Origin of the sequence: Streptomyces sp. NPDC048106 (assembly GCF_040706415.1) — a bacterium.
Classification (GTDB): Bacteria; Actinomycetota; Actinomycetes; order Streptomycetales; family Streptomycetaceae; genus Streptomyces.
The window spans coordinates 20594-45741 of the sequence record NZ_JBEZND010000037.1; the positions used below are offsets into that span (position 1 = coordinate 20594).

At 74.2% G+C, this 25148-nt stretch carries 27 protein-coding genes and 1 pseudogene; 7 read left to right on the forward strand and 21 right to left on the reverse strand.

The annotated features are described in order from the left end of the window. Window positions 1-15 precede the first annotated feature (15 nt). The 3 genes from AB0927_RS30245 to AB0927_RS30255 form a co-directional block, all read right to left on the reverse strand. Window positions 16-1131, reverse strand: a complete 1116-nt coding sequence (locus AB0927_RS30245; protein WP_366670942.1) for an MBL fold metallo-hydrolase — start codon at window positions 1129-1131, stop codon at window positions 16-18. Further along, window positions 1128-2384, reverse strand: a complete 1257-nt coding sequence (locus AB0927_RS30250) for an aminotransferase class I/II-fold pyridoxal phosphate-dependent enzyme (RefSeq protein WP_366670943.1) — start codon at window positions 2382-2384, stop codon at window positions 1128-1130. Before AB0927_RS30250 ends, AB0927_RS30245 begins: the two co-directional genes overlap by 4 nt. A 103-nt stretch (window positions 2385-2487) precedes the next feature. Beyond that, the gene (locus AB0927_RS30255) at window positions 2488-3306 is read right to left on the reverse strand and encodes a hypothetical protein (RefSeq protein ID WP_366670944.1); all 819 of its coding nucleotides are present in this window, start codon (window positions 3304-3306) and stop codon (window positions 2488-2490) included. A 322-nt stretch (window positions 3307-3628) separates the two neighbouring features. Between AB0927_RS30255 and AB0927_RS30260 the strand changes: the two genes are divergently transcribed. The 3 genes from AB0927_RS30260 (at window position 3629) to AB0927_RS30270 (ending at window position 6493) form a co-directional block, all read left to right on the forward strand. Continuing rightward, window positions 3629-5425, forward strand: a complete 1797-nt coding sequence (locus AB0927_RS30260) for a thiamine pyrophosphate-requiring protein (RefSeq protein WP_366670945.1) — start codon at window positions 3629-3631, stop codon at window positions 5423-5425. 65 nt (window positions 5426-5490) lie between these two features. Beyond that, window positions 5491-5868, forward strand: coding sequence for a DUF2795 domain-containing protein (locus AB0927_RS30265; protein WP_366670946.1), 378 nt, complete (start codon window positions 5491-5493; stop codon window positions 5866-5868). A gap of 82 nt (window positions 5869-5950) precedes the next feature. Continuing rightward, window positions 5951-6493, forward strand: coding sequence for a type 1 glutamine amidotransferase domain-containing protein (locus tag AB0927_RS30270; RefSeq protein WP_366670947.1), 543 nt, complete (start codon window positions 5951-5953; stop codon window positions 6491-6493). Window positions 6494-6577: 84 nt separating this feature from the next. Here AB0927_RS30270 and AB0927_RS30275 read toward each other — a convergent pair whose 3' ends face one another. From AB0927_RS30275 to AB0927_RS30285, 3 genes are all read right to left on the reverse strand, one after another. Beyond that, the gene (locus AB0927_RS30275; RefSeq protein WP_366670948.1) at window positions 6578-6865 is read right to left on the reverse strand and encodes a DUF6158 family protein; all 288 of its coding nucleotides are present in this window, start codon (window positions 6863-6865) and stop codon (window positions 6578-6580) included. A 189-nt stretch (window positions 6866-7054) separates the two neighbouring features. After that, window positions 7055-8674 (reverse strand): ATP-binding cassette domain-containing protein, encoded by a 1620-nt coding sequence (locus AB0927_RS30280; protein WP_366670949.1) that lies wholly within the window; start codon window positions 8672-8674, stop codon window positions 7055-7057. 81 nt (window positions 8675-8755) lie between these two features. Then, a complete protein-coding gene (locus AB0927_RS30285) occupies window positions 8756-9412 on the reverse strand; it encodes a histidine phosphatase family protein (RefSeq protein WP_366670950.1) in 657 nt (218 codons plus the stop codon). A gap of 104 nt (window positions 9413-9516) precedes the next feature. On the opposite strand from AB0927_RS30285, the gene AB0927_RS30290 reads away from it, so the two are divergent. Then, window positions 9517-11013 (forward strand): phosphatase PAP2 family protein, encoded by a 1497-nt coding sequence (locus tag AB0927_RS30290; RefSeq protein ID WP_366671003.1) that lies wholly within the window; start codon window positions 9517-9519, stop codon window positions 11011-11013. A 144-nt stretch (window positions 11014-11157) separates the two neighbouring features. Beyond that, the gene (locus AB0927_RS30295) at window positions 11158-11979 is read left to right on the forward strand and encodes a class I SAM-dependent methyltransferase (protein ID WP_366670951.1); all 822 of its coding nucleotides are present in this window, start codon (window positions 11158-11160) and stop codon (window positions 11977-11979) included. A 3-nt stretch (window positions 11980-11982) separates the two neighbouring features. On the opposite strand, the gene AB0927_RS30300 is transcribed toward AB0927_RS30295, so the two are convergent. From AB0927_RS30300 to AB0927_RS30355, 12 genes and pseudogenes are all read right to left on the reverse strand, one after another. Beyond that, on the reverse strand, window positions 11983-12264 hold the full coding sequence (locus AB0927_RS30300) for a gas vesicle protein K (protein WP_366670952.1): 282 nt from the start codon (window positions 12262-12264) through the stop codon (window positions 11983-11985). Continuing rightward, window positions 12264-12461, reverse strand: coding sequence for a gas vesicle protein (locus AB0927_RS30305; protein WP_366670953.1), 198 nt, complete (start codon window positions 12459-12461; stop codon window positions 12264-12266). Before AB0927_RS30305 ends, AB0927_RS30300 begins: the two co-directional genes overlap by 1 nt. Continuing rightward, the gene (locus tag AB0927_RS30310; protein ID WP_366670954.1) at window positions 12458-13267 is read right to left on the reverse strand and encodes a GvpL/GvpF family gas vesicle protein; all 810 of its coding nucleotides are present in this window, start codon (window positions 13265-13267) and stop codon (window positions 12458-12460) included. The genes AB0927_RS30305 and AB0927_RS30310 overlap by 4 nt, the downstream gene beginning before the upstream one ends. After that, a complete protein-coding gene (locus tag AB0927_RS30315) occupies window positions 13264-13611 on the reverse strand; it encodes a gas vesicle protein (RefSeq protein WP_366670955.1) in 348 nt (115 codons plus the stop codon). The genes AB0927_RS30310 and AB0927_RS30315 overlap by 4 nt, the downstream gene beginning before the upstream one ends. Continuing rightward, complete coding sequence (locus tag AB0927_RS30320) at window positions 13608-14768, reverse strand: SRPBCC family protein (RefSeq protein ID WP_366670956.1); 1161 nt, start codon at window positions 14766-14768, stop codon at window positions 13608-13610. Before AB0927_RS30320 ends, AB0927_RS30315 begins: the two co-directional genes overlap by 4 nt. Continuing rightward, complete coding sequence (locus AB0927_RS30325; protein WP_366670957.1) at window positions 14765-15421, reverse strand: DNA primase; 657 nt, start codon at window positions 15419-15421, stop codon at window positions 14765-14767. The genes AB0927_RS30320 and AB0927_RS30325 overlap by 4 nt, the downstream gene beginning before the upstream one ends. Then, on the reverse strand, window positions 15418-15681 hold the full coding sequence (locus AB0927_RS30330; RefSeq protein ID WP_366670958.1) for a gas vesicle protein GvpG: 264 nt from the start codon (window positions 15679-15681) through the stop codon (window positions 15418-15420). Before AB0927_RS30330 ends, AB0927_RS30325 begins: the two co-directional genes overlap by 4 nt. Window positions 15682-15732: 51 nt before the next feature. Then, on the reverse strand, window positions 15733-16491 hold the full coding sequence (locus AB0927_RS30335) for a GvpL/GvpF family gas vesicle protein (RefSeq protein ID WP_366670959.1): 759 nt from the start codon (window positions 16489-16491) through the stop codon (window positions 15733-15735). Next, window positions 16488-16901, reverse strand: coding sequence for a gas vesicle structural protein GvpA (locus tag AB0927_RS30340; RefSeq protein ID WP_366670960.1), 414 nt, complete (start codon window positions 16899-16901; stop codon window positions 16488-16490). The genes AB0927_RS30335 and AB0927_RS30340 overlap by 4 nt, the downstream gene beginning before the upstream one ends. A 70-nt stretch (window positions 16902-16971) precedes the next feature. After that, a pseudogene (locus AB0927_RS30345) lies at window positions 16972-17250 on the reverse strand (gas vesicle protein); the annotation flags it as partial. 300 nt (window positions 17251-17550) lie between these two features. Continuing rightward, window positions 17551-18486 carry a non-homologous end-joining DNA ligase gene (ligD, locus tag AB0927_RS30350; protein WP_366670961.1) on the reverse strand — a complete coding sequence of 312 codons (936 nt, stop codon included), beginning with the start codon at window positions 18484-18486 and terminating at the stop codon, window positions 17551-17553. Continuing rightward, window positions 18483-20330 carry a transketolase gene (locus AB0927_RS30355; protein ID WP_366670962.1) on the reverse strand — a complete coding sequence of 616 codons (1848 nt, stop codon included), beginning with the start codon at window positions 20328-20330 and terminating at the stop codon, window positions 18483-18485. The genes ligD and AB0927_RS30355 overlap by 4 nt, the downstream gene beginning before the upstream one ends. Before the next feature lie 302 nt (window positions 20331-20632). Between AB0927_RS30355 and AB0927_RS30360 the strand changes: the two genes are divergently transcribed. Then, entirely contained in the window at window positions 20633-21628 is a 996-nt protein-coding gene (locus tag AB0927_RS30360) for a TIGR03557 family F420-dependent LLM class oxidoreductase (RefSeq protein ID WP_366670963.1), read from the forward strand. Window positions 21629-21684: 56 nt separating this feature from the next. On the opposite strand, the gene AB0927_RS30365 is transcribed toward AB0927_RS30360, so the two are convergent. Beyond that, window positions 21685-22122: a phage holin family protein gene (locus tag AB0927_RS30365; protein ID WP_366670964.1), complete on the reverse strand. Its 438-nt coding sequence runs from the start codon at window positions 22120-22122 to the stop codon at window positions 21685-21687. 81 nt (window positions 22123-22203) lie between these two features. Between AB0927_RS30365 and AB0927_RS30370 the strand changes: the two genes are divergently transcribed. After that, a complete protein-coding gene (locus AB0927_RS30370; protein ID WP_366670965.1) occupies window positions 22204-22551 on the forward strand; it encodes a VOC family protein in 348 nt (115 codons plus the stop codon). 4 nt (window positions 22552-22555) lie between these two features. Here the strand turns inward: AB0927_RS30370 and AB0927_RS30375 are convergent, their stop codons facing one another. Next, window positions 22556-24517, reverse strand: a complete 1962-nt coding sequence (locus tag AB0927_RS30375; protein ID WP_366670966.1) for a DUF5107 domain-containing protein — start codon at window positions 24515-24517, stop codon at window positions 22556-22558. 67 nt (window positions 24518-24584) lie between these two features. Continuing rightward, window positions 24585-25130, reverse strand: coding sequence for a GNAT family protein (locus tag AB0927_RS30380; RefSeq protein WP_366670967.1), 546 nt, complete (start codon window positions 25128-25130; stop codon window positions 24585-24587). Window positions 25131-25148: the final 18 nt, after the last annotated feature.

The window sequence follows — 25148 nt, forward strand, 5'->3', positions numbered from 1 at the left end:
TCAAGGACGGGCGCCTCAGGCCAGCGTCCGTGAAGCGCCTACCGGCAGGTCCCACAGGTCCTCGTCGTCGAGTCCGGCTTTCTCCCAGGCGGTCCGCACCCTCGTGAGGGGTTCCAGGACCGGTTCCGCCGAGAGGATGAAGGTGGCCCAGTGCATGGGGGCCATGCGGCGGGCACCCAGGTCGAGGGTGGCCTGGACGGCTTCCTCGGGGTCGCAGTGGACGTCGCTGAGCCACCAGCGGGGGTCGTAGGCGCCGATGGGCATGAGGGCGAGGTCGATGCCGGGGTAGCGGCGGCCGATGCGGGAGAACCAGTGGCCGTAGCCGGTGTCGCCGGCGAAGTAGAGGCGCGGGCCGCCGGGGGCGGTGAGGATCCAGCCGCCCCACAGGCTGTGACAGGTGTCGGTCAGGGTGCGCTTGGACCAGTGGTGGGCGGGCACGAAGTCGAAGCGGACGCCCGCCAGTTCGGCGCCCTCCCACCAGTCCAGCTCGGTGACGCAGGTGAACTCGCGGCGCAGGAACCAGCGGCCCAGCCCGGCCGGCACGAACACCGGGATGTCGCGCGGGAGTCGGCGCAGGGTGGGGGCGTCCAGATGGTCGTAGTGGTTGTGGCTGACGACGACCGCGTCGATACGGGGCAGCCGGTCCCAGGGCACACCGACCGGGGTGACGCGGGCCGGGGTGCCGAGGATGCGGCGCGACCAGACCGGGTCGGTGAGCACGGTCAGGCCGCCCACCTGGACGATCCAACTGGCGTGGCCCGCCCAGGTGACGGCGAGGGTGCCGGGGTCGGCGCGGGGCAGCGGGGCGGGCGCGTAGGGCAGCCGGGAGATGTCGGCGAGGCCCTGCGGTCCGGGGCGCACGGCGCCCTCGCGGGCGAAGCGGGCGAAGGCCCTGAGGCCGGGCAGGGGCGCGGTGAGCCGGTCGTGGAACGTGCGCGGCCACACCCGCCGTTCGCCCAGCGGACGGGGTTCCGCCAGCGGCGGGAAGGGGGCCGTGCCGGGGGCGGCCGGGGCGGTCGCGGTCGCCGTGGCGGCGCCGGTCGCTGTCGCCGTCGCCGTCGAAGTCGTGGGAACCACCGTTGCGTTGTCGGTCGCCGGAGTCGATCCGGGCTCATGCGTCTGCTGCGTCATCGAGGAGGCTCCCATCGCTGGGCGTCGTCACGGAGATCGTCGAAGACCGACTTCAAGGAGATCAACGAGCTTTGCACATAGGGCAGTTCCGATGGTGTGGGTGAGGTGAGGGACTGCGCGCGTTCCTCGTCCGTGCCGCCCAGCAGGGGTCCGGTGGCGAGCCGTACGCGCAGCGCCGCCAGGTCGTCGCCGAACCGGTGGCCGCCGGGCGCGGGCATGCCCAGCCTGGCGGTGAGGAGGTCCTCCAGTTCCTGTGCGTCGCCCACGCCCTGGGCGGCGAGGGCCTCGCGCAGCGGGCTCAGGTCGGCGTAGAGGTGGCGGCCGGCCTGCGGGGGGCGGGCGAGGGCGCCGGCGGCGGTGACCGCGGTGTGCGCGGCGGCGGCCAGGTGGGCGTGCAGCCGTACGGCGGCCTCGCGGCGTTCGGTGACGGGCGGGGGCTCGTCGAGGGCGTAGCAGGCGGCCGCGGCGACGGGGGCGGCGAGGCGGGCGCCGAGCGCGGTGAGGATGTCCAGGACCCGCGCGTGCAGGCGCCGTCCGAAGTCGGTGGCGGGGAAGCGCGCGACGGCGGCGGGCCAGCCGGGCGGCAGCAGGGCGCCGGCCAGGTCGGTGACCACGGTGACACGGTCGGGCCACATCTCGGCGGGGCTGAGCAGGACGGTCTCGTGCGGTGCGTGCACGGTGTCGCGCCAGGTCTCGTCGCTGACCAGGTGCAGGCCCTCCGCGGTGGCGGCCTCGACGGTCTCGTGCAGCAGTTCGGGCGGGGCGACGGTACCGGTGGGGTCGTCGGCGACGGACAGCACCAGCAGTCTGGGGTGGCCGCCCTCGGCGCGCACCCGGCGGACGGTCTCCAGCAGCGCGTAGGGGTCGGGGACGCCGCCGCTCTCGGCGGGCGTGGGCACATGGAAGACGGGCCGGCCCAGGACGCGGGCGTAGGGCGCCCACCAGGCGGCGCAGGGGCGGGGGACGAGGATGTCGGCGTCGTCCCCGGCGAGCGCGGCGGTGAGGGCGAGGAGCAGCGCGGGGGCGCCGGGGCCCGCGGCCACCTGGTCGGGGGCGCAGGGCAGGCCGCGGCGGGTCCAGTAGCCGCAGGCCGACTCCAGCAGGGCGGGGGCGCCCCCGACGGGCTGGGCGTCGGCGCGGCCCGCGGCGGCGGCGACCACGGCGACCAGTTCGGGGAGCACGGGCAGGCCGTCGCCGGGCAGTGGCGGCCCGAAGCGGACCGGGCCGTGGCCCTCGGGGTCCGTCCGCCGCATGTCCGCCTCCGCGCAGTCCGTCGTGGTGGGTCGGGCCGGGTCTCCTCGGGTTGCTGTGTACCCGCTGGGCGTAACTCCATGAGCGGGACGGGAGTTGTGCGGATCACACGTCCGCCGGCCGGCCGCCTCCGTCGGGCCGCAGGCGGCCGTGGACGCGGTAGCCGGCGCCCGCGCAGGCGGCGGCGATCAGGGCTCCGCCGGCGACCAGGGCGGGCACCGAGTCGTTGAAGGTGCCGCCCGTACCGGCCGCCACGCCGTGGCCCGCGCCGGAGCCGGAGCCGGAGTCGGAGCCTGAGCCTGAGCCGGAGTCGGCCTGGGCGCAGCCGTCGCCGCCGTCGTCACCGCCCGGGGTGTCGCCGCTCCAGCGCGCGTCGCCGTCGCGGTCGTCGCCGCCCCCGCCCTCGGAGTAGCGGGGCTCGCGGCAGGCGTCGGAGCCGGAATCGGAGTCGGAGTCCGCGCAGGCGCCGGAGCGGGCGCCGTCGCACGCGCGGTCGTCGTCGGCGCAGGACCCGGCCTTGGCGCCGGTGCACTTCGGGCCGTCACCGGTGCACGCCTCCCCCGCCCGGCACTGGGTGCCGGTGCCGGTCCCGCTGCACGCCTTGCCGTCCGCGCAGCCCTGGCCGTCGCCGCAGGACTTCCCGTCGGCACACGTGCGCGGGTCGCCGCAGGGGGTGCCGGGGCCGCCGCTCGCGCGGGCGGTGGGGCCGGGCACGCGGTTCGCGGCGCCGCCCGGTTCCGGGTCCGGCGCGGGTGCCGGCGCCCGGGTGGTGCCCGGCATCTGCGGCTCCGGGGCGCTCGCGGGGGCGCAGGTCGCGGATCCCGCGCCGGGGGTGGCCGCCCCGGCGGGGGCGACGGGCCCGGTCAGGGCGAGCGCGGCGCCTGCGACGAGGGCGACGGGCAGGGCGCGGACGGTGCGGCGCATGGCAGGGCTCCTCGGGAGCGACGGCGGACGAGCGGACCGGCGGTCGGACGGGCGGCGGTACGGCACCCGCGCCGGGCGGCGCCCCGGGTCGTACCGCTCCCTCCCCCGCCATCACAGCCCGCCCCGCGCCCCGGCGCGCGCGGCCGGGCCCCATTCGCGGGACACGGACACCCGGCCGGGTGACAGCGCGGCCCGGTGCGGGGGCGGGGCGCTCCCCGGGCGTGAGTCACGGGGCGCCGGGAGGTTTTCCGGCCTGCCCACCGGAGACTCGGTCAACGCTGACCGGATCGTCCGCTTCGCACCCCACCGGGGAGGTCCCTCCATGAGCACGAAGGTGTCCGACCACATCCTGGAGCGTCTGCGCGCCTGGGAAGTGGAGCAGGTGTTCGGGTATCCGGGCGACGGCATCAACGGGCTGCTCGCCGCCTGGGGCCGCGCGGAGGACCGGCCGCGGTTCATCCAGTCCCGGCACGAGGAGATGTCCGCGTTCGAGGCGGTCGGGTACGCGAAGTTCAGCGGCCGCATCGGCGTGTGCGCGGCGACCTCAGGGCCGGGGGCGATCCACCTCCTGAACGGGCTGTACGACGCCAAGCTCGACCATGTGCCGGTGCTGGCGATCGTCGGCCAGACCAACCGGAGCGCGATGGGCGGCTCCTACCAGCAGGAGGTCGACCTGCACACGCTGTACAAGGACGTCGCCTCGGAGTTCGTGGAGACGGTGATGGTGCCCGAGCAGCTGCCGAACGTGCTGGACCGGGCGATCCGCACGGCGTACGCCCGGCGGTGCCCGACCGCCCTGATCATCCCCGCTGACGTGCAGGAACTGGACTACTCGCCGCCGACGCACGCCTTCAAGATGGTGCCCTCCAGCCTGGGGACGAGCGAGTGGACGGCGACCCCGACGGACGAGGCGCTGCGCCGGGCCGCGGACGTGCTGAACGCGGGCGAGAAGGTGGCGGTCCTGATCGGCCAGGGCGCCGCGCACGCGGTCGCCGAGGTGCGCGAGATCGCGGAGCTGCTCGGCGCGGGCGTCGCGAAGGCGCTGCTCGGCAAGGACGTGCTCAGCGACGAGCTGCCGTACGTCACCGGGCCGATCGGGCTGCTGGGCAGCAGGCCGTCGTACGAGCTGATGCGGGACTGCGACACGCTGCTGACCATCGGGTCCTCGTTCCCGTACACCCAGTTCATGCCGGAGTTCGGCAAGGCGCGCGCCGTGCAGATCGATCTGGACCCGCACATGATCGGGATGCGGTACCCGTACGAGGTGAACCTGGTCGGCGACGCGCAGGCGACGCTCCAGCGGCTGATCCCGCTGCTGGACGGCGACCGGGGCGGCCGGGAGTGGTCGGACACGGTGGCCGCCAACGTGCGGCGCTGGCACGAGACGATGGAACGGCGGGCCGGGCTCGCGGCGGACCCGATCAACCCGGAGTACGTGGCGCGGGCGCTCGACCCGCTGCTCCCCGACGACGCGATCCTCACCTCCGACTCGGGTTCGGTGGCCAACTGGTACGCGCGGCACATCACCATGCGGCCCGGCATGCGCGGCTCGCTGTCCGGGACGCTGGCGACGATGGGGCCCGGGGTGCCGTACGCGATCGGGGCGAAGTTCGCGCATCCGGACCGGCCGGTGTTCGCGCTGGTCGGCGATGGCGCGATGCAGATGAACGGGCTCGCGGAGATGATCACCGCGGCCAAGTACCGGGACCGCTGGGCGGATCCGCGGCTGGTGGTCGCGGTCTGGAACAACCAGGACCTCAACCAGGTGACCTGGGAGATGCGGGCGATGGAGGGCTCGCCGTCCTTCCTGCCGTCGCAGGAGATCCCGGACGTGCAGTACGCCGCCTTCGCGCGCACGCTCGGCCTGGAGGGCATCCGGGTGGAGAAGCCGGAGGACGTCGAGCCGGGCTGGCGGGCCGCCCTCGCGGCGGACCGGCCCTGCGTGATCGAGTTCCTGACCGATCCCGCCGTGCCGCCGATCCCGCCGCACGCCAGCTGGGAGCAGATGGAGGCCACGGCGGCCGCGGTCCTCAAGGGCGACGCGGACCGGGGCTCGATGGTCAAACAGGGGCTGAAGGCCAAGGTCCAGGAGTTCCTGCCGGGCCGGAAGGGGCAGTAGGCGACGGTGTCGGTGAGGCCGTACCGGGTACGCGGGTGCGGACGTTCGACCCCCTGGAGAGAGATATGCAGCGAGGCAGTGACCGGCTGAACGTGCACCGGGACGACGAGATGAAGCACGAGCTGAAGGGACTGCTGAGGTCCGGCCACCCGACCCGGGTCGAGGAGTGGCACGACCCGGAGCCCGCCGCCGACGACGACCCGGAGGTGACCGGCGGCCCCGTCGGCGGCCTCGGCTCCCCGGCGTCCCTGGAGCGGGTGCGGCTGGAGCTGGCCCGCAGCCTGGCGCGCGGCGCCTTTCCGGCGCGGGCGGGCGAGCTGGCCTCGGCACTGCGCCGGGACAACGCGCCGGACCCGCTGGTGGACGCGGTGGCGGAGCTGCCGCGCGGCGAGCGGTTCCGCAATGTGCAGCAGCTGGCCGAGGCGCTGGTGGGCGGCGGATGAGCCCGGACGCCGGCAGGGCAAGGGAACGGCGCGATCGGGCCGCCGAGGCCGCCCGGAGCGCCGGGAAAGGAATACGAGGAGCATGCGTATCGCGTTTCTGGTGGCGCCCGAGGGCGTCGAGCAGGTGGAGCTGACCGAGCCCTGGAAGGCGGCCTCGGACGCCGGGCACGAGCCGGTGCTGGTGTCGACCGAAGCCGGGAAGGTGCAGGGCTTCAACCACCTCGACAAGGCGGACACCTTCGAGGTGGACGAGGTGGTCGCCGAGGCGGACGCCACCTCGTTCGGGGGGCTGGTGCTGCCCGGCGGGGTGGCCAACCCGGACTTCCTGCGGATGGACGAGAAGGCCGTGGGGTTCGTGAAGGACTTCTTCGACCGGGGGCGTCCGGTCGCCGCGATCTGCCACGCGCCGTGGACGCTGGTGGAGGCGGACGTCGTACGGGGCCGGGTGCTGACGTCCTGGCCGAGCCTGAAGACGGACATCCGCAACGCGGGCGGCACCTGGGTGGACGAGCAGGTCAAGATCTGCGACCACGGGTCCAACCTGCTGGTGACCAGCCGTAAGCCGGACGATCTGAAGGCGTTCTGCGACGCGTTCCTGCACGTGTTCGCCGGGGAGGCGGGCTGAGCCCGCGATCCGCGAAGGAGGACCCCGCGAAGGGCCGGCCCCCGGGCCGGCCCTTCGCCGTGCGCGCGTCTCGCCGTGCCCGCGTCAGGTGCCGGACGGCCCCGGGGTCACCGATTCGCCGCAGTGGCGCTCGCGGGCGCCCTCACGGGTGCGGCCCGCGCTGACCACGCGGCGCGGATTGCGGCGCAGATACTCGCCCTCCAGCTGCGCCATGCGCTCGTTGTGGGCCCGCAGCGCGTCGTTGGAGCCGTACAGGAGGGTGTCGTGGCGCGTGCGGTGGATCGTCTCCAGCTCCTTCATGAGCTGCTGGTCGTCCAGTCGGCTGGGGTCGACTCCGGTCATGGTGGTGCCCCGCTCGTCGTGTCCGTTCATGGGGTCCGGGTACCCCGCCCGGCGCGCCCTGCCCCTGGGCGGTTTCCGGCAGGATTCCATGGAGCTCGCGTTCCTCAGTCCACTGTACGAACATCCCGGGCCCGGGGCCTCCGCGGACCGGGGCGCCGCCACCGGCTCGCGGCGCGCACCCGGGCCGGCGGGGCACCCGGTGGGGCCTGGCGGCGCGGGCTAGCGGGCCCGTTCCACGCGGCGTTCGTCCCAGACCGGCTCCGGGGTCTCGCGGACGTGGCCGTCGGTGCCGAAGACCAGGAAGCGGTCGAAGGAGCGGGCGAACCAGCGGTCGTGGGTGACCGCGAGGACCGTGCCGTCGAAGGCCTCCAGGCCCTCCTGGAGGGCCTCGGCGGACTCCAGGTCCAGGTTGTCGGTCGGCTCGTCCAGCAACAGGGCGGTGACGCCCTGGAGTTCGAGCAGCAGGATCTGGAAGCGGGCCTGCTGGCCGCCGGAGAGCCGCTCGAAGGACTGCTCGGCCTGCTGGGTCAGCTCGTAGCGGCGCAGCCGGGACATGGCCGCGCCCCGGTCCTGCGCGTGCTCCTTCCACAGGATGTCCAGCAGGGTGCGGCCCTGGAGTTCGGGGTGCGCGTGGGTCTGCGCGAAGTGGCCCGGCACGACGCGCGCGCCGAGCTTCCACTGGCCGGTGTGCGCGATGTCCTCGCCGGCCAGCAGGCGCAGGAAGTGGGACTTGCCGGAGCCGTTGGAGCCGAGGACGGCGACCCGTTCGCCGTAGAACACCTCCAGGTCGAACGGCTTCATCAGGCCGGTCAGCCCGAGTCCCGCGCAGGTGACCGCGCGCACTCCGGTACGGCCGCCCTTCAGGCGCATGGTGATGTCCTGCTCGCGCGGCGGCTCCGGGGGCGGTCCGGCCTCCTCGAACTTGCGCAGCCTGGTCTGCGCGGCGGCGTAGCGGGAGGCCATCTCGTGGCTGACGGAGGCGGCCTGACGGAGGTTCAGGACGAGCTTCTTGAGCTGGGCGTGCTTCTCGTCCCAGCGGCGGCGCAGCTCCTCGAAGCGGGCGAAGCGTTCGCGGCGGGCCTCGTGGTAGGTGGCGAAGCCGCCGCCGTGCACCCAGGCGTCGGCGCCCGCCGGTCCCGGTTCGACCGAGACGATCTTCTCGGCGGCGCGGGCGAGGAGTTCGCGGTCGTGGGAGACGAACAGGACCGTCTTGCGGGTCTCCCCGAGCTGCTGCTCCAGCCATCGCTTGCCGGGCACGTCCAGGTAGTTGTCCGGCTCGTCCAGCAGGAGGACCTCGTCGGTGCCGCGCAGCAGCGCCTCCAGCACCAGGCGCTTCTGCTCGCCGCCGGACAGGGTGCGCACCTGGCGCCACTGGGCCCGCTCGTACGGCATACCGAGCGCGGCGGTGGTGCACATGTCCCACAGGGTCTCGGCCTCGTAGCCGCGCACCTCGGCCCAGTCGGCCAGCGCCTGCGCGTAGCGGAGCTGGGCGGCCTCGTCGTCCACCGTCATGACGGCGTGCTCGGCCTCGTCCACGGCCTTCGCCGCCTCGCGGATGCGGGGCGGGGCGACGGAGACCAGCAGGTCCCGCACGGTCGTCTCGTCCCGCACGGAGCCGACGAACTGGCGCATCACGCCGAGGCCGCCGCTCACGGTGACCGAGCCGCCGTGCGGCTTCAGCTCGCCGGAGATCAGCCGCAGCAGGGTGGTCTTGCCCGCGCCGTTCGGGCCGACCAGGGCGACGGCCGCGCCCTCGCCGACCCGGAAGGAGACATCACCGAGCAGCGTCCTGCCGTCGGGGAGGTGGTACTCGAGGTGCGCGGCTTCCAGATGTCCCATGAGGCGGCATTCTCCGGCCCGGGGGCGGACAGGGGCAAACCGTTATCGGAAGGGGCCGCGCGGGTCGACGGCCGCTCCGCGTCACCCGGTGGTGTCCAGGGGCTCCCCGGCCGGTCCGGGCGTGCCCGGCGGCTCGATGGTGTGCGTCTCCCAGGTCAGGGCGCGCCAGCCGGCCCCCGGCTCGCCCTCCAGGGTGATCACCCCGGTGTTGGCCAGGGGGCGGGCGGCCGCGAAGGGGACGTCGATGTTGACGGCGCGGGCGGCGGTCCACATCCGGATCGCGGCGCCATGGCTGACCAGGGCGACGGTGCCGGCGCCGCTGAGGTACGCCTCCTCGATCACGGCGTCGTACCGCGCGAGGGCCTCCGCGCCGCTTTCCCCGCCGGGGACGCGCAGCGCGGTCTGCCCGGCCGACCAGGCGAAGACGGTGCGCATGTAGGCCTCCGCCTCGGGGGCGTCGCCGGGCAGCATCTCCAGCCGGCCCGCGGACAGCTCGCGGATGCCGTCGCGGACGGTCACCCGCAGCCCCCGTTCCAGGGCCAGCGGGGCCGCGGTGAGCTGGGTGCGGATCAGCGGGGAGGCGTAGAGCGCGCCGATGTCCTCGGCGGCCAGCGCCCGGGGCAGCGCGGCGGCCTGCGCCTCGCCGAGCGGGGTGAGCCCGGGCCCGGGTACGGCGGTGTCCAGCAGGTGGCGCAGGTTGGACGGGGTCTGGCCGTGGCGGATCAGGAGCAGGCGCATCCGGGCGATCTCCTTGTGGCGTCCGGGCGACGTCCTCGCGGCGCGGGGCCCGGCGGGACAGGAAACGGGCACTTCAGGGTAACCGCACCCCTATGGACCAGACCGTGACTCCGGACATCGACCTGACCCTGCCGACCGTCGCTCCGCACCCCCTGTACGAACGGCTGCTCGCCGCCGACTCCCGGCTCTTCGAGCGGGCCGCCCGGTGGAACTGGCCGGGGGCCGAACGCGTGCTGCCCCGGCTGAGCCGCAGCGCCAACCACGGGGTGCTGTGGGCCGGCGTGGCCGCCGCGCTGGCCGCGAGCCGTACGCCCCGGGCCCGGCGGGCCGCCGTACGGGGCCTGGCCTCGCTCGCCGTGGCCTCCGCGACCGTCAACACGCTCGGCAAGCGCTCGGTGCGCCGGAGCCGGCCGGTGCTCGACCCGGTGCCGCTGGGGCGGCGGCTGCGGCGGCAGCCGGTCACCACCTCCTTCCCCTCGGGCCACGCGGCGTCGGCGGCCGCCTTCGCCGCCGGGGTGGCGCTGGAGTCGCCCGCGTGGGGCGCCGCGGTGGCGCCGCTGGCGTTCTCGGTGGCCGCCTCCCGGGTCTACACCGGGGTGCACTTCCCGAGCGACGTCCTGGCCGGCGCGGCGCTCGGCGCGGGCGCGGCCCTCCTGGTACGGCGTCTGGTGCCGGCCCGCGCGGCCACGGTGCCCGGGGCCCGGCCGCGCGCCGAGGCGCCCGCGCTGCCGGAGGGCGAGGGGCTGGTGGTGGTCGCCAACCAGGGCTCGGGCACCGCCGACCGGGTGCGCGGGCTGCGGGCCGCGCTGCCGGGCGCGGAGGTCGTCGAGTGCGTGCCCGGCGAGACGGCCGACGCGCTCGCGAAGGCGGCGGCGCGGGCGCGGGTGCTCGGGGTGTGCGGCGGCGACGGCACCGTGAACGCGGCCGCCGAGGCCGCCCTGCGCCACGGGCTGCCGCTCGCGGTGCTGCCGGGCGGCACCCTGAACCACTTCGCCCACGACCTGGGCGTGGAGGACGAACGCGATCTGGCCCGCGCGGTGCGCAGGGGCGAGGCGGTCCGGGTGGACGCGGGCCGGTTCGTCACCGACGGCGCCGAGGGCCTGTTCCTGAACACGCTGAGCCTCGGCGTCTACCCGGAGCTGGTGCGCGCCCGCGACTCCTGGTCGCACCGGATCGGCGGCTGGCCGGCCGGCCTGCTCGCCGCGCTGCGCGTGCTGCGCGCGGACCGGCATCCGCTGGAGGTGGAGGTGGGCGGTGAACGGCGGCCGCTGTGGCTGCTGTTCGCCGGCAACGGCGTCTACCACCGGATGGGGCTCGCGCCGGGCCGCCGTACCGATCTGGCGGACGGGCTGCTGGACGTGCGCGTGGTGCACGGCAGCGGCCGGCCCGCGCTGCGGCTGCTCGCCGCGGCCGCCGCGGGGCCCCTCACCAGGTCGCCCGCCCATGCGGCCGTCCAGGTGAACCGGCTGCGGCTGACCGGCCTCGCGCCCGGCACCCCGCTGGCGTACGACGGCGAGATCACGACGGCCTCGGGCGAGTTGACGGTGGAGAAGCTGCCGGAGGCGCTGACGGTCTACCGCCCGCTGCCCAACACTTCCTGACGATCCATCAGTCCATATTGTAAAACGTGGGTCTCATCATTCGGCATGCGCGCGTACGGTGAGGCGTGCCGCGGGCCGGTCCGGCCAGGGCGGCGAAAACGCGTCGAGGACGCGACCGGACTGCGACGAACAGGGGAGACAGCCATGCCGGATGCACGGGAGACCGCCGTCTACACGCACGGGCACCACGAGTCGGTGCTGCGTTCGCACACCTGGCGCACGGCCGCCAACTCCGCGGGTTACCTGCTCGGTTCCCTGAAGCCGCACATGAAGGTCCTGGACATCGGCTGCGGTCCGGGGACCATCACCGCCGACCTGGCCGAGCTGGTGCCCGACGGACACGTGACGGGCGTCGACCACGCCCCGGGCATCCTGGAGCAGGCGCGGGAGACGGCCGCCGCGCGCGGGCTGGCGAACGTGGACTTCGCGGTCGCGGACGTGCACGCCCTGGACTACCCGGACGACACCTTCTGCGTGGTCCACGCCCACCAGGTGCTCCAGCACGTGGGCGACCCGGTGCAGGCGCTGCGCGAGATGCGGCGGGTGACGCGGCCGGGCGGGTTCATCGCGGTACGGGACGCGGACTACGCGGCGATGACCTGGTACCCGGCGCTGCCGGGCCTGGACGACTGGCTGGACCTGTACGCGCGGGTGGCGCGCGCCAACGGCGGCGAGCCGGACGCGGGGCGCCGGCTGAAGTCCTGGGCGCTGGCCGCGGGACTGCGGGACATCACCGCGACCAGCGGCACCTGGACCTTCGCCACCGAGGAGGAGCGCGCCTGGTGGAGCGGCCTGTGGGCGGACCGCACGCTCGCCTCCGCCTACGCCGAACGGGCTACGGCGGGCGGCCACGCCACGCCGGAGCGGCTGCGGGCGGTGTCGGAGGTCTGGCGGGAGTGGGGGCGGCATCAGGACGGCTGGTTCGCGGTCCTGCACGGGGAGATCCTCTGCCGCAAGGAGGCGTGACCGTCAGTCGCGGGGCAGCAGGGGGCCGAGCGGTCCGAGGTCCAGGTTGAGGTCCTCGGGCCGCAGCCCGTAGCGGTCGCGCAGCTCCGCCATCCTGTCCTCCAGCAGCATCAGGGTGAGCCCGATCCGCTCCTCCTGCTCCTCGGACAGGTCGCCGGTGTCGAAGCGCCGTACGGCCTGCCGTTCCATGAGCTGGCGCAGCAGTTCCACCACGGTGAGCACCAGTTTCACCAGGTCGCGCTCGACCGTGTCGGGTTCGAGGTCGAGCCGGTTGCGGGCGGTCATCACCACTCCTTCGCGGACAGCTCGAACGGCGAGGGCACGGACGCGTTGACCGAGCTGATCAGCGCGTTCAGGTCGATGCGGACGAGGTCCACGTCGGCGATGCGCAGGGTGACGTCGCCGGTGATGACGACGCCGCCGGCCAGCAGCCGGTCCAGCAGGTCGACCAGCGCGATCTCCCGGCGTTCCACGACGGTCACCGGCCCTCCCCCGTCCGCACGCCGGGCCGCGCGTCCTCCTCGGCGAACCCGCTGAACGAATACGCGGCCCAGGGCCCGGTCAGCTCCACCCGCAGCCCGCCCGCCTCGTCCTTCGTGCGGTCCACCAGCTCCACGAACTCCTCGGAGCGGTCCCGGGGCACCAGATAGGCGGCGTTGAGCACGTTGCGGCCGCGCGCGCCGGACAGCGCCGCGTTCTGCGGGGGATGCAGCCGGGCGTCCTCGGCGTGGGCGCACAGCCGCCGGTGCAGGGAGTCGGCGAACGCCTCGGCGGCCTGGAGGTCCTCCTCGTGGGCCCGGGTGTCCGCGCGGCGGCGGCGCAGGTAGTCCCGGCCGCTCATGGGCCTGCCGGGCTTCTCCGCCGGCCCGGCGGCCTCGGCGGGCTCGGGGGCCGGTTCCGTGAACACCTTCACGCCCCACTCCACCCGGCCCGCCAGCCGGTCCAGGGCGCGCAGGAAGTCGGCCTCCCGGGCCTCGATCATGGTGCGTACCGCGCTGTCGTCCCGGAAGACGGTCGCGAGGCGCAGCGGCAGCGGGGTGGTGACCGTGGTGAGCGCGTCGATCACGCCCTGGTGGGCGCGGGCGGTCGCGGCCAGCCAGTCCAGGTCCTCCAGATGGGCCTTCAGGCCCTCCTCGCAGAAGTCGGCCTCGGGGACCGTGCTGACCACCGCGATCAGGCCGCGGTGGGGCAGCAGGGCCGGCGGGGCGCCCCCGATGCCCGTCAGCTGGGCCTGCAGGGGCGCCCCGAGGGGACGGCAGACGGCGTAGACGTAGCGCAACCCGCTCATGGCGCCTCCTTCCGTACGCGGCCCGGCTCCAGCTCCTCGTGCCGGGCCAGCCGTTCCCTCAGCTCGGCGTTCTCCCGGGTCAGCTCGTCCCGGCGGGCCCGGGAGGACAGGGCCGGGTCGCTCTCCCACCAGTCGATCCCCATCTCCTTCGCCTTGTCCACCGATGCGACGATGAGCCGCAGCTTCACGGTGAGCAGTTCGATGTCGAGCAGGTTGATCCGGATGTCGCCGGCGATGACGACACCCTTGTCCAGCACGCGTTCCAGGATGTCGGCGAGGTTCGCGCCCGAACTGTGGCCGTACGGGTCGGGGAAGCCGCCCGACCTGGGGGCGGGGGTCGTCATCGACGGCTCCCGCGCTCGGCGTACTCGGGTTCTTCCTCCTCATCGCCCTCGTACTCGTCGTCCCCGGGCTCCTCGTCCTCGTACTCGGCCTCGTCCTCGTATTCCTCCGGCTCCTCGTCCTCCTCCGGCTCCTCGGCCTCGCCCTCGTTCGGGCCCTCCTCCTCGTCCTCGTACTCCCCGGACTCCTCCGGCTCCTCGGCCCGGTCCTCCGGCTCCCCGGATTCCCGGTCCTCGGCCTCCTCCGGTTCCCCTTCCCCGGACTCCTCGGACTCCTCCTCCGCGACCGCGTCCTCGTGGCTGCGGACGACCTCGCCGTCGCGTATCTCGCCGCGCCAGCCGTCCTCCGCCTCCGCCCTGAGGGTGATGAAGCGGGCGAAGTGCTTCAGGTCCAGCCTGGCCCGGCGGCCCTGGGCGCGCCAGAGGTTGCCGGTCTTCTCGAAGAGGCCGGTCGGGTAGTACTCCATGACCAGCAGGATTCTGGTCAGGTCGTCGCCGAGGGCGTGGAAGGTGACGACGCCCTTGGTGGTGCCCTTGGCGCCTTCCGACGTCCACTGGATGCGCTGGTCGGGGACCTGCTCGGTGGTGCGGGCCTTCCAGCTACGGCTGGACAGGAAGATCTTCGCCTGCCAGTCGGTCTCGGTGTCGCCCGCGCGGGAGACGCTCTTGACGCCCTTGGCGAAGGTGGAGAACTCCTGGAACTGGGTCCACTGGTCGTAGGCGGTGCGCAGCGGCACGCCGACGTCGATGGACTCCATGATGACGGTGGGCTTGTTGCCGCCGCGGCCCTTGCCCTTCTTGCCGCCGAGGTTCTTGACGGCGTCCTTGACGTTGTCCTTGACACGGGAGGTGCCCAGCTCCAACGCGGTGCGCAGCGGGCCCTTGCCCTCGGCGAGCTTGCGGCCGCCCTCCAGCGCGAGGCTCGCGAAGCCGGGGCTGTTGCCCTCCGCGATGTCGTTCAGCTTGCCGGTGGTCTCGCCGAGCTTGCGGCCCAGGCCGGTCAGCAGCCGCTGGGCCTGGGCGGACAGGTACTCCTGCGCCTCCGCCTTCAGCCGGTCGGCGGCCTCGCTGTGGCCGAGGTCGGTGAGGGGGTTGGCGTCCTTCGCGGCGCCGTTGGCCCGCCCCGCGGCCGAGGCCGCGGATCCCAGGGTGTCGGTCATCGTTCCTCGCCGCCCTTCGCGGAACCGCCGCCGCGGGAGCCGGCCGGCTTCTTCGCGGCCGTCTGACGCTGCGCGCCGGTCTTCTTGCCCGCCGTCTTCTTCTTCGCGGGCCCCGTCTTCTCCGCGGAGCCCGTGCGCCGCGCCGCGGCCTTCTTGGCCGCGGGCTTCCGGTCGCGCGACTCCCCGGTCGACTCGCCACCGCCACCGCGCGGCTCGTCGTCGCGCTCGGTGTCACGGTCGGTATCCCGGTCGGAGTCGCGGTCGTCGTCCCGGGCCCCGCGGTCCTCGCGGTCCCGGTCCTCGTCGTCCACCTCCTCCTCGGACCCGCCCGCGGCCGCTCCGGAGAGTCCGCCGCGCACCTGGGCCGTACGGTCGTGGAGGCGGTCGGCGAGGCTGCTCATCTGCCGTTCCACCATGGCCCCGGAGGCCGCCTTGCCGACGCCCCGCAGATCCTGGCGGAGCTGGTCGCCGATCTCCTTGAACTGCGGGTTGTCGCCCAGCTGCCGGCGTGCCAGGTCGGCGAGGGCGCCCGGGCCGAGGTTGAGCTTCTTGCCCGCCACGAGCGAGCCGACCGCGACCGCCATCTTCAGTTTCCTGGTGCGTCCCAGGAAGTATCCGGCCCCTACGGCGAGGCCCAGTGCCGTTCGGTTCATCGTCCCGTTCCGTTGCCTGTGGTGTCGCCGGGGCCGTGGGTGGCCTCCAGCCGGTCGAGCAGTTCGTCCTCGCGCCGGTCGAACTCCTCCTCGGTGATCTCGCCCGCCGTCAACCGCTCTTCGAGGCGGGCGAGTTCGGCCCGTACGGTGGCGGGGTCGTAGTAGATCCGCTCCGCCTCACGGAGCACCTGGTTGATCGCCCAACCGCTGCCGCGCACCGGCGCGAAGGGCAGCAGCAGCACCTCTTTGATCAGTCCCACGGGGTCCTCCTTCCGATGTCCGTCCGGACCGCTCGGGCCGTCCCGCCGCCCCTAGGGGGCCGGAGCGGTGGTGTCCGCCGGCTGGGCGGGGCCCGGTTCGACGAAGCTGTACGGCGGCAACGGACCGTTGACGCGCAGTTCCAGGTGGGGACGGCCGTCGCGGACCCGTTCGACGGCGGCCAGGAAGTCCTCGGCGGTGTCCCGGGCGACCAGGAACGAGTCGTTGAGCAGCCAGCCGGTGGACTGGGGCCCGGCGCTGACCGCCGCGGCGGTCGGCTCCAGGACGCCGCGCACATCGGCGGCGTCCTGGGCCTCCCGGGACTTGACGGCGTTGGCGACCATCTCGCCGAGGCGCAGCTTGTCGTCGTAACTGCCGCCGCCCGCCTTCCGGTTGGCGTCCGCGAGGGCGCGCAGTTCCGGCTGTTCGGCCATCACCAGGTGCAGGACCGCCTCCTCCACGTGGTTGGCCTTGACGTTGTACTCGACCTTGCCCTCCAGGGCGGCGAGCCGCTCCCGGTAGTGGTCGGCGCGTTCACCGAGGACCTGGACGACGGAGTCGTCGTCGGTGGCCACGTTGCCGAACCGCATGGGCAGCACGCAGCCGGCCGCGCCCGCCTCGGCGAGCACGTTCTGGTGGGCGAGCAGGTCCCGGCGCTTGGGGCGCAGGCCCTCGGGGGCGTCGCTGACCAGGGCGGCCAGCTCGCCTTCGACCAGGACCCGCACGGGCCGGGCCGGATCGCCCACGCCGGTCATCCCCTCGGGAAGCGCCGGGTGCGAACGGGCGGTGATCCCGTAGACGTACGTGCTCACTCCTGCTCCTCCTTGCGGCGGGCCGGGGCCTTACGGGCTCGGGGCCGTTCCTCGCCCTCCTCGCGGGCCTGCTTGAACGCGTCGGATATGGTCTCGGCGGCCCCGGAGAGGGCCCCCTTGGACTTGCCGCGCGCGCCGGACTCGGTGACCTGGCCGACCACGTCGGGCAGGCCCGGGCTCTTGCTGGGTCCGGATTCGAGATCGAGGCGGTTGCAGGCCTCCGCGAAGCGCAGATAGGTGTCGACGCTCGCCACGACGACCCTGACGTCGATCTTCAGGATCTCGATGCCGACCAGGGAGACGCGCACGAAGGCGTCGATCACCAGGCCGCGGTCGAGAACCAGCTCCAGTACGTCGTAGAGGCCGCTGGTGCCTCCGCCGCCGCTCTGCTGTGCCGGGACAACGGTCATGCCCGCCGTTCCTCCTCCTGGATAGCTCTGGGTAGCTCGTGGGCGGTGGGTCGGGTCGCCGGGCCGGGGGCTAGCGTCCGCCGGGCCGCGGGTCGGCTCTGCCGCGCTCGTAGCGGCGGACCCGCCGGTAGCCGGTGAGCTGTCCGTTCCGGTCGACATCGACCTGGTAGCCGCCCATCAGGCTCATGGTGTCGGGCACCCGGGCCAGCTCCAGCACCTCGACCTCCAGCGACCAGCCGTCCTCGGTCTGCTCGAAGGAGGACACCGACTCGGGCACGAGCCCGGTCAGCTCGGCGAGCTGACCGCGCGCCTGTCGCAGTACCTCCATGGGGGCCGGCCGCCGGTCGTCGGGCTCCTGTCCGCCGGACCCGGCGCCCTCGCGTTCCTTTTCCGGTTCTCGCCGAGCGTTCCGCTCGGTTTCCTGTTCGGCGTTCCGCTCGGTTTCCTGTCCGGCGTCCCGCCCGGTTTCCTCTTCGGCTTCCTGCTCGGTTTCCTGTTCCGCTTCTCGTTCGGCTCGTCGCCGGGGTTCTTGTCGACTCTGTGGACGTGATGTGCGATGTGTGTTCGACATGGCCACCTCTTGATGCGGGTGGCCGCTCATCCCGTGGCCAAACCTTCACGCTTCCTCCGTCGTCCCTCCGGGCCGTTTTCAGGCGCGCAGGTCCGCGAGGCGCCGCCGGGCGGGCCCGAGAGCGCGGCCCCGGGCCGGCAGGTCCGCCCACGGGTCGGTGCGGGCCTGTGCCAGGGCGTCGGCGATGGTCCAGCGGCGGGCGTCGAGCCCCGGGTCGTCCAGCTGCGCCCAGGCGAGGGGCACGGCGACGGGGGCGCCGGGGCGGGCCCGGACCGTGTAGGGGGCGACCGCGGTCTGCGCGTAGGCGTTGCGCTGGACGTCGAGGTAGAGGCGGCCGCCGCGGTCGTCCTTGCGGACGGCGGTGGTGAGCCGGTCCGGGTGGCGTGCGGCGGCGAGTTCGGCGACGTCGTGGGCGAACTGCCGTACCTCGTCGAAGCCTTCGCGGCCGTCGAGCGGGACGACGAGGTGCAGCCCGCGGGAGCCGGTGGTCATCGGGGCTGTGGGCAGGGCGAGTTCGTCCAGCAGCCCGTGCAGCAGGGCGGCGGCCTCGCGGACCGGGGCGAAGTCGTCGTCGGGCGGGTCGAGGTCGAACACCAGCCGGTCGGGGTGGTCGGGGCCGGCGGCGCGGTCGGTGCGGGACAGCCAGCGGTGCTGGGTGACGCATGCCTGGTCGGCGAGGAAGAGGAGGGTCGCGGTGTCGTCGCACACGACGTGCGTGACGGTGCCGCCCTCCTTGGCGACCTCGGCGCGGGTGATCCACCCCGGGTAGTGCTCCGGGGTGTTCTTCTGCATGAACCGGGGGCCGTCGACGCCGTCCGGGTGGCGCTCCAGCATCAGCGGGCGGCCCCTCAGGTGCGGCAGCAGATAGGGGGCGACGGAGTGGTAGTAGTCGGCGAGGTCGCCCTTGGTGTACTCCTTCGCGCCCTCGCGGCCGGGGAAGAGGACCTTCTCCGGCCGCTGGATCCGTACGGTGCGCCGGCCCGCCCGTATCGGCCGTGCCTCGCCCTCGCTCACCGCACCACCGCCTCCTCCACCAGCAGTTTCGCCGCGGCGGTGATGCCGATGGCGTCGATGCCCGCGGCGTGCAGCTGCTCGTCCGGGGCGGCGGAGCCGGGCATCGTGCGCACCGCGAGCCGGACGAGGCGGGGCATGGGCCGGCCGTCGGCGAAGGCCTCCGCGACCGCGTCCCCGAGGCCGCCCTCGGGGTGGTGGTCCTCGACGGTGAGCAGGCAGCCGGTGTCCTCGGCGGCCCGGCGCAGCGTCCCGGCGTCCGCGGGCTTGACCGAGTACAGGTCGATCACCCGGACCGCGATGCCGTCCTCGGCGAGCCGGTCGGCCGCCGCCAGTGCCTCGGGCACGGTGACCCCGGCGGCGACGATCGTCAGCCGGTCCTCCTCGGAGGAGCGCAGCGTCTTGCTGCCGCCCACCGGGAACTCCTCGTCGGGGTCGTAGAGCACCGGGGTCTTGCCCCTGGAGGTGCGCAGGTAGCGGATGCCGTCGAGCCCGGCCATGGTGGCGACGAGCCGTGCGGTCTGGTTGGCGTCGCACGGGTAGAGCACCGTGGAGCCGTACACGGAGCGGAACAGGGCGAGGTCCTCCAGGCCCATCTGGGAGGGCCCGTCCTGCCCGATGGCGGCCCCGGCGTGCGAGCCGACCAAGTTGATCCCGGAGCCGCTGATGGACGCCATGCGCACGAAGTCGTGGGCACGGGTGAGGAACGCGGCGAACGTCGCGGCGAACGGCACCCAGCCGCGGGCCGCCATCCCCACGGCGGTGGCGACGAGTTGCTGTTCGGCGATGTAGCACTCGAAGAAGCGCTCGGGGTGCGCCTTGGCGAACTCCTCGGTGCGGGTGGAGTCGCCGACCTCGCCGTCCAGGGCGACGACGTCGCCGCGCGCGTCGCCGAGCGCGGCGAGGGCGGCGCCGAAGGCGTCCCGGGTGGCGGCCTCGTCGCCCTTGTCGTAGCGCGGCAGCCGGAGCACGTCGGTGGTGCGGTCGCGCAGCACGGCGGCGGCCGGCGGCTCGCCCACGCGGACGCGCAGCTCGCGGGGGCCGCCGAGTTCGGCGATCGCCTCGTCGGCGTCGGGCAGCGGCTTGCCGTGGTGGCCTTCGTGGTCCTCCACGGCGGCCACGCCCTTGCCCTTGAGGGTGCGGGCGAGGATCACCACGGGCTGCCCGGTGGTGGACAGCGCCTCCCCGTACGCCCGGTCGATGGCGTCCACGTCATGGCCGTCGATCTCGATGGTGTGCCAGCCGAAGGCCTGGAAGCGGCGGGCGTAGGCGTCCAGGTCGTGGCCGTGCCGGGTGGGGCCGCGCTGCCCGAGCCGGTTGACGTCCACGATCACCTTCAGGTTGTCCAGGTTCTCGAACCCCGCATGCTCGGCGGCCTCCCACACCGAGCCCTCCGCCAGCTCGCTGTCCCCGCACAGCACCCACACCCGGTAGCCGGCGCGGTCCAGGCGCAGCCCGGCCAGCGCGATGCCGACCCCTACGGGCAGCCCCTGGCCGAGGGAGCCGGTGGCCGTCTCCACCCAGGGCAGCCTGCGGGGCGTCGGGTGTCCTTCGAGGCGGCTGCCGAGCTTGCGGAAGGTGACCAGCTCACCGTCCTCGACGGCGCCGGCCGCCTTGTACGCGGAGTACAGCAGCGGCGAGGCATGGCCCTTGGACAGCACGAAGCGGTCGTTCGCGGGGTGCTCCGGGCGCTCGAAGTCGTAGCACAGGTGGTTCGCGAGCAGCACGGCCATCAGGTCGGCGGCGGACATCGAGGACGTGGGATGCCCGGATCCCGCCGCCGCGGCGGCCCGTACGCTGTCGACGCGCAACTGCTGTCCGAGTTCGGCGAGTTCGGCGGTGTCCATGGCTCTCCTTGGGCGAGATTCGTGGGGCCTTCGTCCGGTTCCGGGCCGGCCGTTCCAGGGCCCGGGGCCCGGTGGACGGCGAGGCCGGCGTCGACGGTCGCCGTGCGCGGCCGGCTCCCGGTGACGCCTTCGGCGGTGGGCTCGTGCGAGGTGTTCCGCGTATCCGGGGCCGGACCAACCAAACGCCGGTGCGGCCACCCGGGCGGAGCACACGGACACCCGTGCCGGGCCGCCGCCGCCCGGCGGGACCGACCGCGTTTCGCACCGGGACCGCCGGTTACCCGGCCCGCGGAGGTACCTCTATGCCCGAATACGGTTGTTTTCTGGCGAGCGAGGAGCACGGTCCGGCCGCCCTCGTGGAGCAGGCGCGGATGGCCGAGCAGGCCGGTTTCCAGGCGCTGTGGATCTCCGATCACTTCCACCCGTGGAACGACGCGCAGGGGCAGAGCCCCTTCGTGTGGTCGGTGATCGGCGCGCTGTCGGAGGCGGTGTCGCTGCCCGTCGAGACCGCCGTGACCTGCCCGACCGTGCGGATGCACCCCGCGGTGACGGCGCACGCGGCGGCGACCTGCGCGGTGCAGACCGAGGGCCGCTTCCGGCTGGGCCTCGGCACCGGAGAGGCGCTGAACGAGCACATCCTCGGCGACCGCTGGCCCCCGGTGCGCGTGCGCCTGGAGATGCTGGAGGAGGCGGTGCATGTGATGCGCCGGCTGTTCACCGGCGAGGAGGTCAGCCACCACGGCACGCACTACACCGTGGAGAACGCCCGCCTCTACACCGTCCCCGACGAGCCGGTGCCGATCGACATCTCCGGCTTCGGCCCCAAGGCGATCTCCCTCGCCTCCCGCGTGGGCGACGGCTACATCACCATGATGCCGAAGGAGGAGATGGTCACCTCCTACCTCCCCCATTCTCGGCTTCGCTCGAACGGGGGCACCCCCACGGGCGGCGGCGGGGCCAAGCTCGTCAGCGGCGGCACCAAGGTCTGCTACGGCGCCGACCGCGAGGAGTGCGTCCGGACCGTGCACCGGCTCTGGTACAACGAGCTGCTGCCCGGCGAGATGGGTCAGGTGCTGCCCTCACCACGGCACTTCGAGCAGCTGCACGAGCTGGTCACGGAGGACATGGTCCGGCAGAACGTGGTCTGCGGTGACGACCCGGACGAACACGCCGCCGCCCTGCGGGCGTTCGCCGACGCCGGGTTCGACCGCGTGTACGTCAACCAGATCGGCCCCGACCAGCGGGGCTTCTTCGACTTCTACCGGACCAAGGTGCTGCCCCGGCTGACCGGCCACTGACGCCGGACAACGGACCGACGGCCCGCCCCGTGGACGGGGCGGGCCGTCCTCGCCGGTCACCGGCCCGGTTCGTCCATGTCGGCGGGGGTCCGCGGCGGGTCCTTCGGCACCGGCGGGTACGGCATGCCGAGACCGCCCGGCGGGGCGACCGGCGGGGCGCCGCCGACCACCCGGTGCGGCGGGTGCGGTCCGCGCCCGGCGCGGGCACCGGCCCGCAGCGCGTACGCCACCGCGGCCATCAGCGCCCCGGTGATCAGCGCGGCCGCCCAGCCGGGCAGCCCGATCGCCAGGGCCAGGCCGACGGCGAGGACGACCGCGCCGCCCGCGTACAGGGCGGCGGCGCCCGACGCCCCGTAGAGCACGGCGGTACGGCGCTGCTTGCGGGTCTGCTCGCGCAGCTCCTCCCGTACCGTCACACGGGCCACCTGAGCCAGCTCCTCGACCAGCTCCTTGTCGAGATGTTCCAGATGATCCAAGGGTTGCGAACGGTTCATGGACCGCGGGTACCCGGCGCGCACCCCGGGTAACTCCGGGGGACCTGCGCGGCGGCCCCCGTCCCAACTAGGCTCGTCCGCATGGAGATTATGGGCGCCTCGCTGCGTATCTGCGTTGCCGACATCGAGACCGCGATCCCCTTCTACGAGCGGCTGGCCGGTGGCACGGCGCTGCGTTTCGAACGCGGCGGGGTCCAGGTCGCCGCGATCGGCTCCTTCCTGCTGATGAGCGGCCCGGAGGCGGAGCTGGAGATCCTGCGCAAGGTCACCGCGACCATCGCCGTCAAGGACGTGGACGAGGCGCACGAGCTGCTCACCAGCCTCGGCGCCCGCATCCTGGTGGAGCCGGTGCCGACGCCGGCGGGCCGCAATCTGCTCGCGATGCACCCGGACGGGTCGATCTTCGAGTACGTGGACCAGCGCGGCTGAGGGCTCAGGCCGGGTCCGGCCGCATCCTGAAGTCGTAGTGGACGGGCAGGGGTTCGTCGGTGAGCCGGACCCACACCCGGTCGAGCGCGCGGGAGCCCTCCCTGAGGTCGGCGATCTCGAACCCCGCGTCGAACACGGCCCGCGCCTCGGCCCGTCGGCCCTCCGCGAGCAGCAACTCCGCCTCCAGCAGCCGGAACCGGCCGCGGCCCCGGACGCTCGGCGGCAGTTGTCCCCACAGGGCGCGGGCGTCCGCCGTCCGCCGGACCCGCAGCAGCGCTTCGAGGGCCTCGCGGCCGAGGGCCGCCCACGCGGCGGTCCGGTCGCCGTCGTCGGGGCGGACCACGCGGCACAGGTCGGCGAAGGCGTCGGCATACCGGTCGGCGGCCCTCTCGTGGTGGCCGTCGTCCTCGTCGGCGACGGCCAGACAGCGCAGCAGCGGCCAGCGCGCGGGCGCGAGCGGCAGGGCCCGCTCCCAGCTGCGGACGGCCTGGGCCCGGTCACCCGCGTGCCACTGGGCGATGCCGAGGTGGTACTCGGCGTGCGGTGTGGCGGGCGCGGTCTCCAGCAGGTCCCGCCAGTGCCGGGCGACCGGCGTCTCACCGGGCGGCTCCGCGCCGCGCGGGGCGGGCAGGCCGCCGGTGCGCAGCAACTCCCGCCAGGGTTCCTGGGCTTCGCCGAGGGTGGACTCGGAAAACGGCGTGCCGGGCAGCTTCCAGCCGGCGCGCAGCACTTCGAGCGCGCCCCAGCCGGAGCCGGTGGCGAGGATCTCGCCGGGCTCGGCGTCGGCGTACGGCCGCCACGCCGTGTACGCCTCCTCGACGCGGGCGCGGGGCAGGGCCGACTCCAGCCGGTCCGCCGCCCCCTGGACGGCCCCGGACCACTCCCCCGCCGGCGGCGCGTCGAGCGGTCCGTACGCCTCCAGCCAGGACACCTCGCTCTCCGCGTCCAGCCGTACGTGCTCCAGCTGGGTGCGGGCGAGGCCCGCCTGGATCTCGCAGTAGCCGCCGGTGCCGGGCTCGGTGAGCCACTGCTGCCAGCGGCGGCCGCCCCTTTCGTGGCCCCAGACGAACAGCTTGCGCCCGCGCAGCACGTCGGTGGAGGTCTGCGCCAGCCCGTGCCCGTCCGCGTCCAGCGCGGCGATCCAGCGACGCCGGCCGTCGGGCACGTCGTAGAAGTAGTCGGCGGCGTGAGGGCTGTTGAGCGGGTACGTGCGGTCGACGCCGTCGTACGACGGGACGGGCACCCGGCGCAGCCGCTGCTCGTAACCGAACTGCCAGGCCTCCTCGGCGGGGGCGAGGACCCGGACCTCCTCGGGCACGGCGATGTTGGACCACCAGTACACGGGCACCGGGTGCTCGTGCGGGTTGCGGACGCGGACGCCGGCGTACAGGAAGTCGGAGCCGTCCGGCAGCCACAGGTCGACCTGGAAGGGCAGGTCGCGCAGCCGCTCCCACTCCCACAGGCGCAGCATCTCGCCGCCGTCGGGGGCGGGGACGCGCGCGGCGTGCAGGGGTGCGCAGGAGAGGGTGGTGTGGCCGGTGGTGCCGATGTTCCACTCGATGCCGCCGGAGTACCACGCGCCGTTGAGGGCGAAGTCGGCGGGCTGGAACACCGGGTTGCGGTACAGGAGTTCGCGTCCGGTCGAGAGCCGGACCAGGGAGGCGACACGGCCGCCGAGGCCGGGCAGGACGGTGGCGCGCAGCCGGTCGTTCTCGATCACCAGGGCGTCGAGGGAACGGGGTTCGCGGGTCCTGCCGTAGCCGTCGCGGACGCGGACCGGCAGCAGACCGGCCGGCGGCGCGTAGCCGAGCTGGCGCGCCATGTCCGGCGGCAGGCCCTCCAGGTCGCGGTCGTCGACGCGGTGGACCTCGTCGAGCGGACGCAGCGGGGGCAGGGGGTTGTCCGGGCCCAGCTCGGCGGCGGGCAGGGTCAGTACCTCACGTCGGATCCTCGTCACGACGACCATGGAACCCGGCGCGCGGTGTCCCGGCCAGGGGAGCCGCCGGTCAGGATTGCGCAAAGGCGGCGCCCGGTCAGCCGCGCATCTCCGCGGTGAGCGCCCAGCGTTCGTGGTCCCGCCAGTCCCCGTCGATGTAGATCATCTTCGGCGAGAAGCCCTCCAGGCGGAACCCGGCGCCCCGGGCGAGCGCGATCGAGGCGGTGTTCTCCGGCTGGGCGTTGATCTCCAGCCGGTGCAGACCGAGCGGCCCGAAGGCGTATCCGATCACCAGGTCGAGGCCCTCGCGCATCAGGCCACGCCCGGCGGCGTGCGCGAACGCGCCGTAACCGAGGGCGCCGCACTGGAAGCCGCCCCGCACGATGTTGTTGATGTTGATGAACCCGGCGATGCCGCCGCCGTCCAGCTCGCACACCAGGAAGCCGGCCTTCGCCGGGTCCTCGATCAGCCGCCCGGCGTAGTCGGCGTACACGTCCTCGGCGTCCGGCGGGAACAGCCAGGGCCGGTGCAGGTCCTTGCTCTCGCGGGCGCGCGCGGTGAATTCGGGACCGTCCTCAAGCGCGAAGGGGCGGATGCCCACGCGGGAGCCTTCGGCGAGGTAACGGGAGACGGTGTGCGGCATCCGGTCAGCTTACGCGCC

What these genes read in the sequence shown, in the direction of transcription:
- AB0927_RS30315 (WP_366670955.1), bottom strand. Translation starts at nt 13,611, where the DNA reads ATGACGACCCCCGCCCCCAGGTCGGGCGGCTTCCCCGACCCGTACGGC.
- AB0927_RS30320 (WP_366670956.1), bottom strand. Translation starts at nt 14,768, where the DNA reads ATGACCGACACCCTGGGATCCGCGGCCTCGGCCGCGGGGCGGGCCAAC.
- AB0927_RS30275 (WP_366670948.1), bottom strand. Translation starts at nt 6,865, where the DNA reads ATGAACGGACACGACGAGCGGGGCACCACCATGACCGGAGTCGACCCC.
- AB0927_RS30285 (WP_366670950.1), bottom strand. Translation starts at nt 9,412, where the DNA reads ATGCGCCTGCTCCTGATCCGCCACGGCCAGACCCCGTCCAACCTGCGC.
- AB0927_RS30370 (WP_366670965.1), top strand. Translation starts at nt 22,204, where the DNA reads ATGGAGATTATGGGCGCCTCGCTGCGTATCTGCGTTGCCGACATCGAG.
- AB0927_RS30280 (WP_366670949.1), bottom strand. Translation starts at nt 8,674, where the DNA reads ATGGGACATCTGGAAGCCGCGCACCTCGAGTACCACCTCCCCGACGGC.
- AB0927_RS30360 (WP_366670963.1), top strand. Translation starts at nt 20,633, where the DNA reads ATGCCCGAATACGGTTGTTTTCTGGCGAGCGAGGAGCACGGTCCGGCC.
- AB0927_RS30365 (WP_366670964.1), bottom strand. Translation starts at nt 22,122, where the DNA reads ATGAACCGTTCGCAACCCTTGGATCATCTGGAACATCTCGACAAGGAG.
- AB0927_RS30245 (WP_366670942.1), bottom strand. Translation starts at nt 1,131, where the DNA reads ATGACGCAGCAGACGCATGAGCCCGGATCGACTCCGGCGACCGACAAC.
- AB0927_RS30380 (WP_366670967.1), bottom strand. Translation starts at nt 25,130, where the DNA reads ATGCCGCACACCGTCTCCCGTTACCTCGCCGAAGGCTCCCGCGTGGGC.
- AB0927_RS30265 (WP_366670946.1), top strand. Translation starts at nt 5,491, where the DNA reads ATGCAGCGAGGCAGTGACCGGCTGAACGTGCACCGGGACGACGAGATG.
- AB0927_RS30250 (WP_366670943.1), bottom strand. Translation starts at nt 2,384, where the DNA reads ATGCGGCGGACGGACCCCGAGGGCCACGGCCCGGTCCGCTTCGGGCCG.
- AB0927_RS30270 (WP_366670947.1), top strand. Translation starts at nt 5,951, where the DNA reads ATGCGTATCGCGTTTCTGGTGGCGCCCGAGGGCGTCGAGCAGGTGGAG.
- AB0927_RS30295 (WP_366670951.1), top strand. Translation starts at nt 11,158, where the DNA reads ATGCCGGATGCACGGGAGACCGCCGTCTACACGCACGGGCACCACGAG.
- AB0927_RS30300 (WP_366670952.1), bottom strand. Translation starts at nt 12,264, where the DNA reads ATGACCGCCCGCAACCGGCTCGACCTCGAACCCGACACGGTCGAGCGC.
- AB0927_RS30325 (WP_366670957.1), bottom strand. Translation starts at nt 15,421, where the DNA reads ATGAACCGAACGGCACTGGGCCTCGCCGTAGGGGCCGGATACTTCCTG.
- AB0927_RS30375 (WP_366670966.1), bottom strand. Translation starts at nt 24,517, where the DNA reads ATGGTCGTCGTGACGAGGATCCGACGTGAGGTACTGACCCTGCCCGCC.
- AB0927_RS30310 (WP_366670954.1), bottom strand. Translation starts at nt 13,267, where the DNA reads ATGAGCGGGTTGCGCTACGTCTACGCCGTCTGCCGTCCCCTCGGGGCG.
- AB0927_RS30355 (WP_366670962.1), bottom strand. Translation starts at nt 20,330, where the DNA reads ATGGACACCGCCGAACTCGCCGAACTCGGACAGCAGTTGCGCGTCGAC.
- AB0927_RS30255 (WP_366670944.1), bottom strand. Translation starts at nt 3,306, where the DNA reads ATGCGCCGCACCGTCCGCGCCCTGCCCGTCGCCCTCGTCGCAGGCGCC.
- AB0927_RS30260 (WP_366670945.1), top strand. Translation starts at nt 3,629, where the DNA reads ATGAGCACGAAGGTGTCCGACCACATCCTGGAGCGTCTGCGCGCCTGG.
- AB0927_RS30340 (WP_366670960.1), bottom strand. Translation starts at nt 16,901, where the DNA reads ATGACCGTTGTCCCGGCACAGCAGAGCGGCGGCGGAGGCACCAGCGGC.